Genomic DNA, 15,696 nt, shown 5'->3' with positions numbered 1-15,696 from the left:
TCCAATAGTCGGAAGGATGCAGAAAATGCCGAAACTTTTGAAAATTTCGTCGAAAGGTCAGGTTACGCTGCCACGTGAATTAAGAACGGCGCTGTCTCTGAAGACAGGCGACGAGCTCGTCTACACCCTTGTGGGAGACAGATTTCTGGTGACGCCGAAGAATGTGGATTTTAACGACCTGGCTGGTTTCCTCGGTGCGCCGCCCAAGGGTCGGGCAACTTTGGGCCAGATTGATGAGACGGTTGCCCGCGAGGGGGGCGCGGCTGCAGCCGAGCCCCTGCGACGCACCACCAAGCGGACCGCCGCATGAACAAGTTGGGTATCGACACGACCGTCCTTCTGCGCCTTATCGTCGACGACGATGAAGAGCAGAGAAAGCTGGTTGTCGGCTTCGGTTCGAAGCTGAACAATGAACATCGAGGGGTGATTACCCTCGTTGCACTTTTGGAGGCTGACTGGGCCCTTAGGAGTCAGTTCGGGTTCAGCCGCCAGCAAAGCAGCGAAGCACTACGGAAGCTGACTCATATTCGCGGTGTCGACGTCGAGTGCCATGATGTGGTCGTTCGCGCGCTCTTACTGGTTGATGAAGCCAACGCCGATTTTGCCGACGCTTTGATAGCGGAACGCTCTGCCGATCTCGGCTGTCTGCACACTGTCACTTTGGATCAGAAGGCTGCGAAGAAGGTTCCCGGTATGGAACTCCTCGCGTGAGCCTCTCCCCCCGCCTCATCTCCCCGGACAAGCGCGGCGAGGACGTCGACACGACGCTGCGCCCGCAGACGCTCGACGAATTCGTCGGTCAGCAGGCGGCGCGCGCCAATCTGAAAGTTTTCGTCGAGGCGGCAAAGGGGCGGGGCGAAGCGCTCGACCATGTGCTGTTCGTCGGTCCGCCCGGCCTCGGCAAGACGACGCTGGCGCAGATCATGGCGCGCGAGCTTGGCGTCAACTTCCGCTCGACGTCGGGTCCGGTGATCGCCAAGGCGGGCGATCTCGCAGCACTGCTTACCAATCTCGAAGACCGTGATGTGCTGTTCATCGACGAGATCCACCGGCTGAACCCGGCGGTCGAGGAAATCCTCTATCCGGCGATGGAAGACTACCAGCTCGATCTGATCATCGGCGAAGGTCCGGCGGCGCGCTCGGTCAAGATCGATCTTGCCAAGTTCACGCTGGTTGCCGCGACCACGCGGCTCGGCCTTCTGACCAATCCGCTGCGCGACCGCTTCGGCATTCCGGTCAGGCTCAACTTCTATTCCGTCGAGGAACTGCAGCAGATCGTACGGCGCGGCGCCCGCATCCTCGGCATGCCGCTTGGCGACGACGGCGCGCTGGAGATCGCCCGCCGCGCGCGCGGTACGCCGCGCATCGCGGGTCGATTGCTGCGCCGGGTGCGCGATTTCGCCAGCGTTGCCGGCGACGGCCATGTGAACCGGCAGATCGCTGACGAAGCTCTGACGAGGCTGGAGGTCGACGCGCTCGGCCTCGATGCGCTCGACCGGCGTTATCTGTCGATGATCGCCATGAATTTCGGCGGCGGCCCGGTCGGTATCGAGACCATCGCCGCCGGCCTGTCGGAGCCGCGCGACGCCATCGAGGATATCATCGAGCCCTACCTGATCCAGCAGGGCTTCATCCAGCGCACGCCGCGCGGCCGCGTGCTGACCGCGAACGCATGGAAGCATCTCGGGCTGGAAGCGCCGCGCGACCTGGCGGTCACCCAGATCAGCCTGTTCCAGGAAGAAGACTGAGCGGATGGCGCAAAGGCGCCTTATCACGCTTGACGCCGGCAGCGATCACTTCAGTTATCGGGTTGCCGGAGTTGCGGTTGAAAACGGCCACGTTCTACTGCATTCCGCCACCCACGAGTCCTTCTGGACGCTGCCAGGAGGACATGCCGAACTCGGCGAGGACTCGGCGACTACACTCACTCGCGAAATGTCCGAGGAGATGGCGCTCGACGTCGAGGTCAGCCAGCTGGTTTTCGTGGTCGAGAATTTCTTCAATTATCGCGGCCGTGATTATCACGAACTGCTCTTCATCCATGAAATGAGCCTGCCGATCGGATTTTCACGGGCGCGAGACAAAACGGTTCACGTTCTCAAGGAAGGACGGAATGAACTGGAGTTCCGCTGGCAGGCGGCAGATGAAGAGAACCTGTCAAGGATCGGGCTGTTGCCGGCCTTCCTGCGGCAGCGGTTGTCCGCACTGCCAACGAGCACCGAACATATAGTCTGGCGTGAACAGCCAGGCGCTACCTCAACCCCCTGATCATCTCCAGCACGTTGGGCTCGGCCTTCCTGCTCTCGAACTCCTCGACGACGCCGAAGGCGCCACCATACGACCAGACCGACCAAGCATAGCCCCGGCTCTCGGCGCGGTCGATCATGTCCTTCACGTAAGCCGCGCGCGAGGCGGCGGGCATGACGAACGAGTTGCCGTATTCCTGGCGGATCATGCCGAACTCGCCGAGGAAGATGTTTTCCGGCGCGACGCCGTGCTTCTTCGCCCAGGCATCGACGATCCTGAACGGTTCGTCCATCAGCGCGTCGAGCTTTTCCCTTGTGTCCATGGTGGCGATCTGCTCGCCGAGATAGGCAATCATGCCGGCGCGCCGTGCCCATGGTGCGTCCGCCCTGATCTTCTCGCGAACGGCTTCGAGCGCCGCGTCCAGTTCGGCGCGCGGCACCGCATAGGGCGGAAAGGGCAGGCCGGTCACGTAGCGGATGAAATCGCCGGCCCAGGTGGCGCCCTGATGGGTGAGCAGGAACGGCCAGTAGGAGTGGAACGTCCAGATGACATTGTCGTCCGGAAACTCCTTCGGGTCGATCTTCGCCAGCGCTTCGGCACCCGCCAGGCAGGCGCCGCTCAACACCAGGGTCAGCCGGGTCGCCGACGATCGCGCCGCCGCGTAGAGCCGCTTCAGCCGCTCCGGCCACAGATTGGTGCCATCCTCGTCGCAATCGAGCACCGGTTCGTTCATCAGTTCGAAGGCGACCAGCGCCGGGTCTTCCTTCGACAGCGTTCGCGCCATTGTGCGGACGGTCTCGACATAGCGGTCGAACATCGCCGCGTCGTCCATCACCTCGCTCATGCCGAGCGTCCGGTTGCCGCCGGCCGGCACCAGATGCATGTCGACGACCACCTTCAGTCCGGCGCGGTTGATCATGCGCGCCGATTCGAGCAAGCTGGCATAAAGATCGTCGCGCAATGCTTCAGTCTTGTCCGACAGGAACGGCGCCGGATCGACCGGCATGCGCAGGAAATCGAAACCGGCGTCCTTCAACGCCGACAAATCCGCATCGTCGAGGAATTTGCGCCATTCCGGATAGGGCAGGATGACGGTCGGATCATGCCAGCCGTCTTCGCCGGGCCAGGTGGTCCACATGTCGAGATTGATGCCGCGCTTCATGGAGAACGCGGCCGCCGCCGACGGCGTCGCCAGCCAGACCAGCAGCGCCAGCGCCAGCAGACAGTTCTTGATCGTGGTCGCCAATAATGCCATCGGGTTCGGCCTGTTGCCCAAATTTCCTGTCAGTTCAGCCGGAAAAAGGAAAGCGCGATGGCGGATCATGGTGAATCGGACTTGCTGATGGCGGGGCTCGCCGGCGTCCTGACGCCGTTCGGCCATCGCATCATGGCACGGGTCTATTTCGCCGACACCGACTTTTCAGGCGTGGTCTACCACGCGCGATACCTGGAGTTCTTCGAACGCGGCCGCTCGGATTTCCTGCGGCTCGCCGGGGTTCATCACACCGAACTTGCGCAAGGCAAGCATGGCGAGAAGCTGGTCTGGGTGGTACGCCGCATGGAAATCGACTTCCGCGGCTCGGCGCGCATCGACGATGTGCTCACCATCGATACACGGACCGATGCGATTTCCGGCGCCCGCATTTTCATGGCGCAGCAGCTGAAGCGCGGCGACGAGGTGCTGGTCGAAGCAAAGGTCGAGGCGGCGATCATCGGCGAAAACGGCCGGCCGCGGCGTTTCCCCAGGGAATGGGTCGCGGCCTTCATGCCCGATCGCATTTGAGGCGCTCACAGCCCGGGCGGACGCCGTCCGCATCGGGGCCAGGACGCCAGCGTCCCTAAACGCATCCTTAACCTTAACGGTCCATGAAGAAATCGGTGAAAGTCGGTGAGATTCCGCGCGCCTTCCTTTCACCAAATTTCGCCCCGAAAAGGCCCGCCAACGGCGCATTTTGGGGCACTTCCGGAAGCTTCGCGCGGACGGACCAATTCGGGGTGATGCGCATGGGCCAGCCGAGAGCCGATGCCCGGCATCTTTAAGGACGGTTTTTATGGAAAATGTCGCACTCGCCGAACCAGGCGTACAATTGTCGATCTGGGCCTTGTTCTGGCAGGCCGGCTGGGTCGTGAAGCTGGTCATGCTCGGCCTGCTCGCGGCTTCGATATGGACCTGGGCGATCATCGTCGACAAGCTGATCGGTTACAGCCGCATGCGCAGCGCGCTCAACCGCTTCGAGCAGGTGTTCTGGTCGGGACAGTCGTTGGAGGAACTTTACCGCACGCTGTCCGACCGCAAGACGACCGGCATGGGCTCGATCTTCGTCGCGGCGATGCGCGAGTGGAAGAAGAGTTTCGAGAAGGGCGCCAAGTCGCCGCTCGCCCTGCAGACGCGCATCGACAAGGCGATGGACCTGGCGCTGACGCGCGAGATGGAGCGCCTCGAGGGCAAGCTCGGCTTCCTCGCCACCATCGGCTCGGCCGCGCCCTTCATCGGCCTGTTCGGCACCGTGGTCGGCATCATGACCTCGTTCCAGGCCATCGCCGGCTCCAAATCGACCAATCTCGCCGTGGTGGCGCCGGGCATCGCGGAAGCGCTGCTGGCCACGGCAATCGGCCTGCTGGCCGCCATCCCAGCGGTCATCGCCTACAACAAGCTGTCATCGGACGCGGGCAAGATCGCCGTGCGCATGGAAGGGTTCGCGGACGAGTTCTCCGCCATACTCTCGCGCCAAATCGATGAAAAAGTCGTCCCGAAGGCGTGAGGTAGAAGCACGATGGGAATGTCAGCCGGACAGACAGGCGGGCGTGGCTCCCGCGGCCACAGGCGCCGCGGACGCCATCACGGCCTGATGTCGGAGATCAACGTGACGCCGTTCGTCGACGTCATGCTGGTGCTTCTGATCATCTTCATGGTGGCGGCGCCGCTGATGACGGTCGGCGTGCCGATCGACCTGCCCGAAACGCAGGCCAAGGCGCTCAACTCGGAAACGCAGCCGATCACCATCTCCATAAATGAGTCGGGCCAGATACATATCCAGGAAACCGAGATACCGCTCGAGGAAGTCGTGGCCAAGCTCGGCGCCATCGCCAAGGCCGGCTATGAGGAACGCATCTATGTGCGCGGCGACAAGACCGCCGACTATGGCACCGTGATGCGCGTCATGGCCCGGATCCAGGCCGCCGGTTACAACAAGATCGGCCTGGTCACGCTGCAGGAACAGGAAACCCAGTAGGAAATGAAGGCCGGCCTCACCACATCGGTCATCCTGCACGCGACGCTGCTCGGCTTCGGACTGTTTTCGTTGTCCGCGCCGAAGGCGTTTGAGGTTTCGGATGTCGAGGCGCTGCCGGTGGAGATCGTCTCGATCACTCAGATCCAGCAGGGCGACAAGAAGGCGCCGATGGCCGAGAAGCCGGCGCCGCTGCCGACCAAAAAGCCCGATGTCGTGCCGGACGCCCAGAAGATTGGCGAGAACGACGTCGATACCGACAAGCCGGCCACACCGGAAGCCAGGCCGAAACCCGTGGAGACGGCCGCCGCGCCCGCGCCGTCGCCGGAACCCACTCCAAAGCCGGCCGACCTGCCGAAACCGGAGCCGGTAAAGCAGTCCGAGCCGAAGCCGACGCCAGTGCCGGCCACCGAGGTGACGCCGCAGCCGCAGCCGAAGCAGGAAGTGAAGCCCGATCCGGTCGCCGAGACCATCGTCGCGGACAACGCGGAAGCCGAAGCCGTCAAGCTGCCGGAGAACGCGCCGTCGCCCGACGCGCGGCCACAGCCGCCGAAGGCCGAGACCGCCAAGGCCCCGGACCGCAAGGATTCCGAAAAACCCGCCGAGAAGCAGGCGGCGAAGCCGAAATCCGATGAAAAGGAATTCAACGCCGACGAAGTGGCGGCACTGCTGAACAAGGAAAAGGCTTCCGGCGGCGGTGCCAAGCGCTCGACCGAACAGGCCGCTCTTGGCGGGCAGAGGACCACCAGCGGTTCGAAGCTGTCGCAGAGCGAGATGGACGCGCTGCGCGGCCAGGTGCAGCGCTGCTGGAACATCCCGGCCGGCGCCGCGGATGGCGGAAACCTCAGGGTTTCGGTGCAATTCAAGCTCGACCGTTCCGGTGCGCTCGAAGGCAGCCCGGAAATCATTTCGGGCGGTGGCTCGGGCGGCGTCGAACGCGCCGCGGCCGAGGCCGCGCGCCGGGCGGTGGCGCGCTGTGCGCCCTACAACCTGCCCGCCGAAAAATACGACGCTTGGGCAGACGTGATTGTCAATTTCGATCCGAGCGAGATGTTCTGACGAACACTTGCCGGGACAGGTACTGAAGAGGCTGAACCGAATGATGAAATTCTTGAAGACGATCCTGCTGATTGGCGCGATGGCCGCCGGCATGAGCGCGGCGGTTACCTTGCCGGCGCGGGCGCTGGTGGAGATCGACGTCAACAAGGGCAACATCGAGCCCCTGCCGATCGCCATCACCGATTTTCTCTCGGGCGACACGATGGGCGCGCAGATCGCCGGCGTCGTCGCCGCCGACCTGATGCGCTCTGGGCTTTTCGCGCCGATCGACAAGGGCGCCTTCATCGAGAAGATCTCCAATCCCGATGTCGCGCCGCGCTTCGAAGACTGGAAGGTCATCAACGCGCAGGCGCTGGTGACCGGCCGCGTGACGCAGGAAGCCGACGGCAGGCTGCGCGCCGAATTCCGCCTGTGGGATACCTTTGCCGGACAGCAACTGGCCGGCGAGCAGTTCTTTGCTTCGAAGCAGAACTGGCGGCGCGTGGCGCATATCATCGCCGATGCGATCTACGAGCGGCTGACCGGCGAGAAGGGTTATTTCGACACCCGCATCGTCTTCGTCGATGAATCCGGCGGCAAGACCAAGCGCAAGAAGCGGCTGGCCATCATGGACCAGGACGGTGCCGAGCAGCGTTATCTTTCCGACGGTTCCTCGATCGTGCTGACGCCGCGCTTTTCGCCGAGCCGCCAGGAAATCACCTACATGTCCTACGAAAGCGGCCAGCCGCAGGTCTACCTGCTGCAGATCGAGACCGGCCAGCGCGAACTCGTCGGCAATTTCCCGGGCATGACGTTCGCGCCGCGCTTTTCCCCCGACGGCCAGCGAGTGATCATGAGCCTGCTGCGCGACGACGGCAATTCCAACATCTTCGCGATGGATCTGAGGAGCCGGACGACGACGCGGCTGACCAATTCCAACTCGATCGACACCTCGCCATCCTATTCGCCCGACGGCAGCCAAGTCGTATTCACCTCCGACCGCGGTGGGCGTGCGCAAATCTACGTGATGGGCGCTGATGGTTCCGCCCAGAACCGAATTTCCTTCGGCGACGGCACCTATTCGACGCCGGTGTGGTCGCCCCGCGGCGACCTCATCGCCTTCACCAAGCAGTCGGGGGGCGAATTCCAGATCGGCGTGATGAAGACCGACGGTTCGGGCGAACGCATCCTGTCGACCGGGTTCGCCCAGGAGGGCCCGACCTGGGCGCCGAACGGCCGCGTCCTGATGTTCTTCCGCGAGGCGGCGGGCTCGGGCGGGCCGCGGCTTTATTCCATTGACCTCACAGGCCGCAACGAACAGGCAATCCCGACCGCCAATTTCGCTTCGGACCCGGCCTGGTCGCCGCTGCTCGAATAACGGTCTGCGGCGGGATGCCGCCTGGGCATCCGCATCATTTGCACAAACAGTCCAAAAAGGGGCCGAAATGGCCCCTTTTTCACATCCACGCCGCGTTTCGGCCTCATTTCAGCCTACGGTGCGCGCCAACCAGAGCCGGGGACACCGGCATGCCGGGCTGGGTGGCGGCAACAGAATATTAACCGTGTTTCTTGAGCACCGGTTAACCGCAACGTGGTTACTGGTTGATCAACGAAATCACTCGAATGCGAAGGAGAGGGCGGGTATGCGCCGCATCGCTAAACTCACAACGAATCCGCTCGTCATAGCGTTGGTCGCCGGGCTGGCGATCACCGGCTGCGCGTCGAAGAAGACGCCTAACAGCGCAGCCGATCTCGGCCTTGGTGCCGGCGCGGCGACGCCGGGCTCGGCACAGGACTTCACCGTCAATGTCGGCGACCGCATCTTCTTCGATACGGACTCTACCTCGATCCGTGCCGATGCCCAGGCGACGCTGTCCAAGCAGGCGCAGTGGCTGAACCAGTACGGTAACTACCGGATCACCATCGAGGGCCATGCCGACGAACGCGGCACGCGCGAATACAATCTGGCGCTGGGCGCACGTCGTGCCGCCGCGACCCGCGACTTCCTAGTCTCGCGCGGCGTTGCCGGCTCCCGCCTGAAGACGATCTCCTACGGCAAGGAGCGCCCGGTGGCCGTCTGCGACGACATCTCCTGCTGGAGCCAGAACCGCCGCGCCGTCACCGTGCTCAACGGCGCTGCCGGCAGCTGAGCTTTTCAGGCCACAGGTACAGCAAAAGGCGGCCGTTTCGGCCGCCTTTTTCGTTGCGGCGGGCGGCAAACAAAATTTGGCCGAAGTCTCGGGTCCTGATAAAAGCCAATGAGCCGCGTTCCCTGCGGCCGTATGGCTATTCCTTTCAGGGCGAGAAACTGATGAAATTTCGATCAATACTGGGCGGCATCGTCGCTTTGCCGCTTCTTTACGGGGCCGCGTTGGCCAACGATGGCGCGGCGGCGCCGAAAGCAGGCATTCAACTGCCGGGCGTCTTCCTGCCGCTACCGAAAGTCTGGCAGCGCGACAGCGAGCCTGCCGGCGAGCGCGTGCAGATGGCACAGGCCGGCGACCCGCGCGTCACCGCGCTCGAGGAGCAGATTCGCCAGTTGAACGGCACCCTCGAGGAACTCAATTTCCAGCTGTTGCAGATGCAGGAGCAGATGCGCAAGATGCAGGAAGACAACGAGTTCCGCTTCCAGGAAATCGAGGGCAAGCGCTCCGACGCGGGCGCCGGCAAGTCCAACCGGGCGGTCGCCGAGGCGCCGCGCACGGGAACGACGGAGCCTGCCGCTTCCGGCGGCGTCCCGGACGTCTCGGCGCCGCTCGACCCGCCGGCTGACACCGCGACCGCGCCGGCACCCAGCGAGGATCCCGCGTTCGGCGGCCAAAAGACCTTCGGCACGATCACCTTCGACCAGAGCGGCAACGTCACCGGCGGCAGCGTTGGCGACCAGGCGACAATCGGCGGCGCGGCTCCGTCGGCCGGCCAGACCTCGGTGCCGCTCGATCCGATCGACCCGCCGGCCGCCGGTGGCGGCGCCGACGGCACCGTCGTGGCGGCGCTTCCCTCGACGAACGACCCCGAGGAACTCTACCGCAATTCCTACCAGTTCATCCTGTCGGGCGACTATGGCACGGCGGAAACGGGTTTCCGCGATCACATCGCGCGTTTTCCCGGCGACGAAAAGGCGCCTGATGCCCATTTCTGGCTGGGCGAGTCGCTGCTCGGGCAGAAGAAATACCGCGACGCGGCGGAAGTTTTCCTCGCCGCCAACAAGGACTATCCGAAATCCAAGAAGGCGCCGGAAATGCTGTTGAAGCTCGGCGTGTCGCTGGTTGGCCTGAACCAGCGCGATGTCGCCTGCGCTACCTTCAGCGAGATCGGCAAGCGGTATCCCCAAACCTCGTCCGCGCTCAAGGAGCGCATCAAGCAGGAGCAGGCGCTTGCGGCGTGCTGACGCCGGAACAGCAACAGCTTCCGCCGGAATCGATACGCTCTTCCGGATAGACCACACCCTTCTCAAGTTTTTTTTAACCATCGCCCTGACCGGCCGCCAAGCGATCGTCGTGGCAGTTTCAGGCGGCAGCGATTCGGTCGCGCTTCTCCTGTTGGCAAAGGCCTGGCTCGAAACGTCCTTCCCGGCCGTGCGGCTGGTCGCCGTGACCGTCGATCACCGGCTGCGGCCGGAATCCGGCGCCGAAGCGCGCGACGTGGCAGCACTTTGCGCCCGTCACGGCATAACGCATCGCATCATGCGCTGGGACGGCGACAAGCCGGCGAGCGGCGTTTCGGCTGCCGCGCGCGCGGCACGCTATCGCCTGCTCGCCGAAGCGGCGCGGTCCGCCGGCGCCGATATCGTGCTTACCGGCCACACGCTCGATGACCAGGCCGAGACCGTTGCCATGCGCCAGGCGCGCGGCGAGGGTCGAGGACTGGCCGGCATGGCGCCGGCGACCCTGTTCGACGGCAGGACCTGGATCGTGCGGCCGCTGCTCGGCGCGCGAAGGCAGGCGCTGCGCGACTTTCTCAGCGCGAACGCAACCGGCTGGGCCGACGATCCCTCCAACACGAACACCGGATATGAACGGCCGCGCGTGAGGGCCGGACTGGCCGCTGAGGGCGAGCGGCGCGAATTGCTGGCTACAATGGACCTGGCGCGGCGCAGCCGCGTCGCGCTTGGCGCGCGGGCCGCAACACTGCTTCGTGAAACGGCGGCGCTCGCCGCACCAGGATTGATCCGGCTCGAACCGCATTTCCCTGCGACGATGGATGTGGACGCGGCGATTTATGCGCTGCGTGTCCTGCTCGCCGTTTGCGGCGGCGCAGCTTATCTGCCCGACGAGGGGCGCTCGGGCGAACTCTTTCGGCGGCTACGGAGATCGCCGCTTCGCGCCACATTGTCGCGGACCGTCGTCGATGCGCGCAAGGGCGGCATCTTCCTGCGGCGGGAATCGCGCGGCCTGCCGGCCGCCGCGCCGGTCTTCGACGCCATAGTCTGGGACGGTAGATACCGCTTGCATTGTCCCGACGCACCGGCAGGCCTGACCATCGCACCGTTCGGCGCGGCGAACGGCAGAAAGGCGGCGCTTCAGCATCTGGACTCGCCGCAAAGCCTTGTCGGCGCGGCCTTGGCGCTGCAGCTGGCGCTGTGGTCGGGGCAGGATTGCCTTGGGCCGGCGACCGGCGACGAGGCTCGCGCACGGGGTATCCGTACAGTGCCGGTTGCCGCGCCCTGGGCGCATTTCCTGCCGTCGTTCGACATTGAGATCGCGCGGGCCTTGGCCGAATTGCTGGGTTGCGAAGCAGTTCCGGCCCTGCCATTCGTGGGCCACAATGAAGGATAAGCTTTAACCGAGACACGGGGTTGTGCTTGGCAAGCACCAGCGCTCTCCCTATGTTACGGACAACACCTCACACGGACGGGTTCCGCTTCCGGGGCCTCAACGGGACATTCGATGAATCCGAACTATCGCAACCTCGCGCTCTGGGCGATTATAGCCGTACTCCTGATTGCCCTTTTCAATCTTTTCCAAGCCCCGCAGCAGCGTGGCGCCACGCGCGAGATCGCCTATTCGGAGTTCCTACAGGAACTTTCCGGCGGCCGCGTCAAGGCGGTGACCATCGCCGGCGACCGCATCTCCGGCACCTACATCGACAACGCGGCCGGCTTCCAGACCTATTCGCCGGGCGACGCGACGCTGGTGCAGCGCCTTGAAGACAAGGGCGTGACGATCAACGCGCGGCCCGAAAACGACGGCTCGAGCTCGATCTTCGGTATCCTGCTCTCCTGGCTGCCGATGATCCTGATCCTTGGCGTCTGGATATTCTTCATGCGCCAGATGCAGTCCGGCTCCGGGCGCGCAATGGGCTTCGGCAAATCCAAGGCCAAGCTTTTGACCGAGGCGCACGGCCGCGTCACTTTCGGCGATGTCGCCGGCGTCGACGAGGCCAAGGAAGACCTCGAGGAGATCGTCGAGTTCCTGCGCGACCCGCAGAAGTTCCAGCGGCTGGGCGGCAAGATCCCGCGCGGCGTGCTTCTCGTCGGCCCCCCCGGCACCGGCAAGACGCTGCTCGCACGCTCGGTGGCCGGCGAAGCCAACGTGCCGTTCTTCACCATCTCGGGTTCGGACTTCGTCGAAATGTTCGTCGGCGTCGGCGCGTCCCGTGTCCGCGACATGTTCGACCAGGCCAAGAAGAACGCGCCCTGCATCATCTTCATCGACGAAATCGACGCGGTCGGCCGCCATCGCGGCGCCGGCCTCGGCGGCGGCAATGACGAGCGCGAGCAGACGCTGAACCAGCTGCTGGTCGAGATGGATGGCTTCGAGGCCAATGAAGGCATCATCCTGATCGCCGCCACCAACCGCCCCGACGTGCTCGATCCCGCGCTGCTGCGCCCGGGCCGCTTCGACCGCCAGGTTGTGGTGCCGAACCCGGACATCACCGGCCGCGAGAAGATCCTCAAAGTGCATGTGCGCAACGTGCCGCTGGCGCCTAATGTCGACCTCAAGGTGCTGGCGCGCGGTACGCCCGGCTTCTCCGGCGCCGATCTCGCCAACCTCGTCAACGAAGCGGCGCTGATGGCGGCGCGGCGCAACAAGCGCCTGGTCACCATGGCCGAGTTCGAGGACGCCAAGGACAAGATCATGATGGGCGCCGAGCGCCGCTCGTCGGCGATGACGCAGGAAGAGAAGACCAAGACCGCCTACCACGAGGCCGGCCATGCCATCACCGCGATGAAGGTGGCGCAGGCCGATCCGCTGCACAAGGCGACGATCATCCCGCGCGGCCGCGCGCTCGGCATGGTCATGCAGCTGCCGGAAGGCGACCGCTATTCCGTGAGCTACACCTGGATGATCTCGCGCCTCATCATCATGATGGGCGGCCGCGTCGCCGAGGAGCTGAAGTTCGGCAAGGAGAACATCACCTCCGGTGCCTCCTCCGACATCAGCCAGGCGACCAAGCTCGCCCGCTCGATGGTGACCCAGTGGGGCTTCTCCGACAAGCTCGGCCGCGTCGCCTATGGCGACAACCAGGAAGAGGTGTTCCTCGGCCACTCCGTGGCGCGCACGCAGAACGTCTCGGAAGAGACCTCGCAGATCATCGACGCCGAGGTGCGCCGGCTGATCGACGAGGCCTACACCGAGGCGACGCGTATCCTGACCAAGAACAAGAAGGCCTGGATCGCCATTGCCGAAGGCCTGCTCGAATACGAGACGCTGACCGGCGACGAGATCAAGCAGATCATCGCCGGCCAGAAGCCGTCACGCGATCTCGGCGACGACACGCCGCCAAGCCGTGGCTCAACGGTGCCGAAAGCCGGCGCCAGCGGCAGGCGCAAGAAGCCGGGCAGCGAGCCCGAAGGCGGCATGGAACCGCAGCCGCAGGGGTAGGTTCGCCCCGCCCGCTCAGGTTGGATTGAAGCGCCGCTGGATGAAAGTCCGGCGGCGTTTTTTTCGTGGGCGAGAAACTGCCGTCGTCCAATCGCCGCCGTTGGAGATTTTGCGGAAGCCATCAGTGAAATCCGTCATTCCCGGCCGCGTGAGCGACCGCAGGGAGCGGAGCGTGTCGGGAATCCATGCCGGAACGCAGCGGAAGTGTGGGGCGGTGCAGGAGCCTGCGACCTCAAACCAGATGCCAGGTAATGTCCCGCCAATCCGGGTTATGCTCCTCAATCAGCTTGATCTTCCATTGCCTCGGCCATTTCTTGATCGCCTTTTCGCGGGCGATCGCGTCGGTGATCAGTTCATACTCGTCGAACCAGACAAGACGCACCACGCCATAGCGCGCCACGAACTTTGATCCTGTGCCCGATCGATGTTGCAATAGCCGGCCGGCCAGATCGGATGTCACACCCGTATAGAGCGTGCCGTTTTTCTGCGATGCCAGAATGTAGACATAACCCCGCCGGCTCATCCGGTGGACTGTAGCGGCGCTACTTTTGGCGGCAAGCAAGATTGCGCAGGCAGTTAACTTCGACGTTCCGGCATGGATTCCCGACACGCTCCGCTCGTTCCTCGCTCACGCGGTCGGGAATGACGGATGTATTGATGTCGACCAACCTCCAGTGCAGGTGAGCGGAGGAGGCAGGCGCCGTTAGACGAAAGTCCGACGGCGTTTGGGTGTGAACATGGATTGCCATCATTCCAATCGCCGCCGTTGGAGATTTTGCGGAAGCCATCAATGGAATCCGTCATTCCCGACCGCGTGAGCGATCGCAGGGAGCGGAGCGTGTCGGGAATCCATGCCGAGACATTGAAATGCCAGAGGGGTGCAAGGACGATAGTTATTCTTTGATTGGCATAGCCATTTATACCTAACCGCCTTGCGCGTCATATTAAGCCCACGCGATCACGATATTTTGGGGCTGCGTCGGGTGATCGATCCAGATACGGATACGCGTGCGAATTGAAGAGACGGGCACGTCTCTGATGTCGGCATTCGCCTCGGAAATCATCAGAATTTTTTCTGGCGTATTGAGCACGCCGTCGTAGCTGGGCGCGGATTGCGAGGGCAGTTCCGCAAAATTAGCGACCGTAACGGTCGTGTCGCCTTCATTCCAATAAAGACATGGCACAGTTATGCAATCTTCATTGGCGGCGATACCTCCATAGTCGAGGTCAATGGGCGGCGATATCTTCCGCTTTCCCGCGACGTAGATGCTCAGATACTCCGGAGCAACGACGAAGTTTTCGGCTGCCATCTCAATATCTCCCGCCCCGAGCTTGAATATGATTAATTGTGAAGATGACTAGCCCGCCGCTTAACTCAGTTCGCCGTAAACAGGATGGGCGCATCTCGACAATTATATACCTAGATCAGAACAAGTGGATTGATTTGGCGCGTGCGGCTACCGCCCCGAGCGAAAATCCCGAGCTTCGGAAGGTCTTGGAGCATCTTTGTGCAGAGGTTGAAGCGCGGCGTGTTCTCCTGCCGCTCACAACGACCAACCTCATTGAGACACAAAAGATCAATCGATCGGAGCAGCGTTTCCACCTCGCGTATACGCAAGTGACATTAAGTGGAGCTCGAGTTTTTCGCGGACACCAAAAGCAAATAACGATTGAGATCGGTCGCATCCTATCGCAGCTTTATGATCTCGAATGGTCAGAACCGGAGCCACTCTGGTTCCTGTCGAATCTCTTCTTCGAATCGGTTGCAGAATATGAAGATCGCCGCCTTGGATTTGCGGAGTTTCCAAAAGCAGTTGAGTGGATGAGGAGCCAACCTCAGAGAGCGTTGCTCCAATATCTGCACGAAACGCCCGAGAATATTCGAGTCGAGGCGATCCGAAAATTCACGCAAGGTTGCGAGGATTTGCGTCGGGGGATTGAGGACAGGCGATCGCGCCACAAGGCGGAGGCTCTCTCGATGCGCCGTCGAATTTACAGCGCGATCACGGCTATCGAACAACAGGAACTCATAATCGCTATCGCGGCGGAGCTCGGACTTCCTCATACCTGTCTGAGTGATAAAAATGGCGCTACGCTGCGGGCAGTCGTTCGCGAAACCCCAGCCTTCCTCGTTGAGCGCGAGATCAGCCTGAAGCTTGAAGCCCAAGATAGGCCGATTGCCCTTAACGATATGCGTGATATGCGGACCTTCTGCACTGTGTTGCCCTATGCCGATATTATTGTCGCCGAGAACCAGTTCATTAACCTGGCACGCCAGGCAGGCCTTCACAGCCGATATGGAGCGTATCTCGAAACCGATATCCGGATGTTGGCAGATCTCCTGTGACGTCACA

General features: G+C 63.0%; 17 protein-coding genes. 14 read left to right on the top strand and 3 right to left on the bottom strand.

What is annotated here, in order from left to right:
* The first annotated feature begins 25 nt into the window (after positions 1 to 25).
* Genes OHD58_RS02435 through OHD58_RS02420 form a run of 4 tightly spaced genes read left to right on the top strand, consistent with a single transcriptional unit; the run spans position 26 to position 2,268 of the window.
* Complete coding sequence (locus OHD58_RS02435) at positions 26 to 310, top strand: AbrB/MazE/SpoVT family DNA-binding domain-containing protein (protein ID WP_263801442.1); 285 nt, start codon at positions 26 to 28, stop codon at positions 308 to 310.
* Entirely contained in the window at positions 307 to 711 is a 405-nt protein-coding gene (locus OHD58_RS02430) for a PIN domain-containing protein (protein WP_263801441.1), read from the top strand. Before OHD58_RS02435 ends, OHD58_RS02430 begins: the two co-directional genes overlap by 4 nt.
* Positions 708 to 1,748: a Holliday junction branch migration DNA helicase RuvB gene (gene ruvB, locus OHD58_RS02425; protein ID WP_412177151.1), complete on the top strand. Its 1,041-nt coding sequence runs from the start codon at positions 708 to 710 to the stop codon at positions 1,746 to 1,748. The genes OHD58_RS02430 and ruvB overlap by 4 nt, the downstream gene beginning before the upstream one ends.
* Positions 1,749 to 1,752: 4 nt before the next feature.
* The gene (locus OHD58_RS02420) at positions 1,753 to 2,268 is read left to right on the top strand and encodes an NUDIX hydrolase (protein WP_263801440.1); all 516 of its coding nucleotides are present in this window, start codon (positions 1,753 to 1,755) and stop codon (positions 2,266 to 2,268) included.
* Here the strand turns inward: OHD58_RS02420 and OHD58_RS02415 are convergent.
* Positions 2,252 to 3,502 carry a glycoside hydrolase family 5 protein gene (locus OHD58_RS02415; RefSeq protein ID WP_263801439.1) on the bottom strand — a complete coding sequence of 417 codons (1,251 nt, stop codon included), beginning with the start codon at positions 3,500 to 3,502 and terminating at the stop codon, positions 2,252 to 2,254. The genes OHD58_RS02420 and OHD58_RS02415 overlap by 17 nt on opposite strands.
* Positions 3,503 to 3,559: 57 nt before the next feature.
* Here OHD58_RS02415 and ybgC point away from each other — a divergent pair, with 57 nt between their 5' ends.
* The 9 genes from ybgC (at position 3,560) to ftsH (ending at position 13,342) form a co-directional block, all read left to right on the top strand.
* Positions 3,560 to 4,030, top strand: a complete 471-nt coding sequence (gene ybgC, locus OHD58_RS02410; RefSeq protein ID WP_318528227.1) for a tol-pal system-associated acyl-CoA thioesterase — start codon at positions 3,560 to 3,562, stop codon at positions 4,028 to 4,030.
* A 268-nt stretch (positions 4,031 to 4,298) separates the two neighbouring features.
* The gene (tolQ, locus tag OHD58_RS02405; protein ID WP_263801438.1) at positions 4,299 to 5,009 is read left to right on the top strand and encodes a protein TolQ; all 711 of its coding nucleotides are present in this window, start codon (positions 4,299 to 4,301) and stop codon (positions 5,007 to 5,009) included.
* 12 nt (positions 5,010 to 5,021) lie between these two features.
* Entirely contained in the window at positions 5,022 to 5,480 is a 459-nt protein-coding gene (gene tolR / locus OHD58_RS02400; RefSeq protein ID WP_263801437.1) for a protein TolR, read from the top strand.
* A gap of 3 nt (positions 5,481 to 5,483) precedes the next feature.
* On the top strand, positions 5,484 to 6,536 hold the full coding sequence (locus tag OHD58_RS02395; RefSeq protein WP_263801436.1) for a hypothetical protein: 1,053 nt from the start codon (positions 5,484 to 5,486) through the stop codon (positions 6,534 to 6,536).
* A 40-nt stretch (positions 6,537 to 6,576) separates the two neighbouring features.
* Positions 6,577 to 7,893 (top strand): Tol-Pal system beta propeller repeat protein TolB, encoded by a 1,317-nt coding sequence (gene tolB, locus OHD58_RS02390; protein ID WP_263801435.1) that lies wholly within the window; start codon positions 6,577 to 6,579, stop codon positions 7,891 to 7,893.
* 265 nt (positions 7,894 to 8,158) lie between these two features.
* Positions 8,159 to 8,665 carry a peptidoglycan-associated lipoprotein Pal gene (pal, locus tag OHD58_RS02385; RefSeq protein WP_263801434.1) on the top strand — a complete coding sequence of 169 codons (507 nt, stop codon included), beginning with the start codon at positions 8,159 to 8,161 and terminating at the stop codon, positions 8,663 to 8,665.
* Between the two features lie 161 nt (positions 8,666 to 8,826).
* Positions 8,827 to 9,906: a tol-pal system protein YbgF gene (gene ybgF, locus OHD58_RS02380; protein ID WP_263801433.1), complete on the top strand. Its 1,080-nt coding sequence runs from the start codon at positions 8,827 to 8,829 to the stop codon at positions 9,904 to 9,906.
* Positions 9,893 to 11,293 (top strand): tRNA lysidine(34) synthetase TilS, encoded by a 1,401-nt coding sequence (gene tilS / locus OHD58_RS02375; RefSeq protein ID WP_263801432.1) that lies wholly within the window; start codon positions 9,893 to 9,895, stop codon positions 11,291 to 11,293. The genes ybgF and tilS overlap by 14 nt, the downstream gene beginning before the upstream one ends.
* A 111-nt stretch (positions 11,294 to 11,404) precedes the next feature.
* Positions 11,405 to 13,342, top strand: coding sequence for an ATP-dependent zinc metalloprotease FtsH (gene ftsH, locus OHD58_RS02370; protein WP_263801431.1), 1,938 nt, complete (start codon positions 11,405 to 11,407; stop codon positions 13,340 to 13,342).
* A gap of 232 nt (positions 13,343 to 13,574) precedes the next feature.
* On the opposite strand, the gene OHD58_RS02365 is transcribed toward ftsH, so the two are convergent.
* On the bottom strand, positions 13,575 to 13,865 hold the full coding sequence (locus OHD58_RS02365) for a GIY-YIG nuclease family protein (protein ID WP_263801595.1): 291 nt from the start codon (positions 13,863 to 13,865) through the stop codon (positions 13,575 to 13,577).
* A 421-nt stretch (positions 13,866 to 14,286) separates the two neighbouring features.
* A complete protein-coding gene (locus tag OHD58_RS02360) occupies positions 14,287 to 14,652 on the bottom strand; it encodes a hypothetical protein (protein ID WP_263801430.1) in 366 nt (121 codons plus the stop codon).
* Between the two features lie 44 nt (positions 14,653 to 14,696).
* Between OHD58_RS02360 and OHD58_RS02355 the strand changes: the two genes are divergently transcribed.
* Positions 14,697 to 15,689 carry a hypothetical protein gene (locus tag OHD58_RS02355; RefSeq protein ID WP_263801429.1) on the top strand — a complete coding sequence of 331 codons (993 nt, stop codon included), beginning with the start codon at positions 14,697 to 14,699 and terminating at the stop codon, positions 15,687 to 15,689.
* The last annotated feature ends 7 nt before the right edge of the window (positions 15,690 to 15,696 follow it).

It is taken from the genome of Mesorhizobium sp. ZC-5, assembly GCF_025753855.1.
Lineage (GTDB): Bacteria > Pseudomonadota > Alphaproteobacteria > Rhizobiales > Rhizobiaceae > Neomesorhizobium.
The sequence above is the reverse complement of the archived record's forward strand: the minus strand, read 5'-3'. Positions and strand labels throughout refer to the sequence as shown.

Coding starts and splice junctions, on each gene's coding strand:
- OHD58_RS02435 (WP_263801442.1), top strand. CDS start 26: ATGCCGAAACTTTTGAAAATTTCGTCGAAAGGTCAGGTTACGCTGCCA.
- OHD58_RS02430 (WP_263801441.1), top strand. CDS start 307: ATGAACAAGTTGGGTATCGACACGACCGTCCTTCTGCGCCTTATCGTC.
- OHD58_RS02420 (WP_263801440.1), top strand. CDS start 1,753: ATGGCGCAAAGGCGCCTTATCACGCTTGACGCCGGCAGCGATCACTTC.
- OHD58_RS02415 (WP_263801439.1), bottom strand. CDS start 3,502: ATGGCATTATTGGCGACCACGATCAAGAACTGTCTGCTGGCGCTGGCG.
- ybgC (WP_318528227.1), top strand. CDS start 3,560: ATGGCGGATCATGGTGAATCGGACTTGCTGATGGCGGGGCTCGCCGGC.
- tolQ (WP_263801438.1), top strand. CDS start 4,299: ATGGAAAATGTCGCACTCGCCGAACCAGGCGTACAATTGTCGATCTGG.
- tolR (WP_263801437.1), top strand. CDS start 5,022: ATGGGAATGTCAGCCGGACAGACAGGCGGGCGTGGCTCCCGCGGCCAC.
- OHD58_RS02395 (WP_263801436.1), top strand. CDS start 5,484: ATGAAGGCCGGCCTCACCACATCGGTCATCCTGCACGCGACGCTGCTC.
- tolB (WP_263801435.1), top strand. CDS start 6,577: ATGATGAAATTCTTGAAGACGATCCTGCTGATTGGCGCGATGGCCGCC.
- pal (WP_263801434.1), top strand. CDS start 8,159: ATGCGCCGCATCGCTAAACTCACAACGAATCCGCTCGTCATAGCGTTG.
- ybgF (WP_263801433.1), top strand. CDS start 8,827: ATGAAATTTCGATCAATACTGGGCGGCATCGTCGCTTTGCCGCTTCTT.
- ftsH (WP_263801431.1), top strand. CDS start 11,405: ATGAATCCGAACTATCGCAACCTCGCGCTCTGGGCGATTATAGCCGTA.
- OHD58_RS02365 (WP_263801595.1), bottom strand. CDS start 13,865: ATGAGCCGGCGGGGTTATGTCTACATTCTGGCATCGCAGAAAAACGGC.
- OHD58_RS02360 (WP_263801430.1), bottom strand. CDS start 14,652: ATGGCAGCCGAAAACTTCGTCGTTGCTCCGGAGTATCTGAGCATCTAC.
- OHD58_RS02355 (WP_263801429.1), top strand. CDS start 14,697: ATGACTAGCCCGCCGCTTAACTCAGTTCGCCGTAAACAGGATGGGCGC.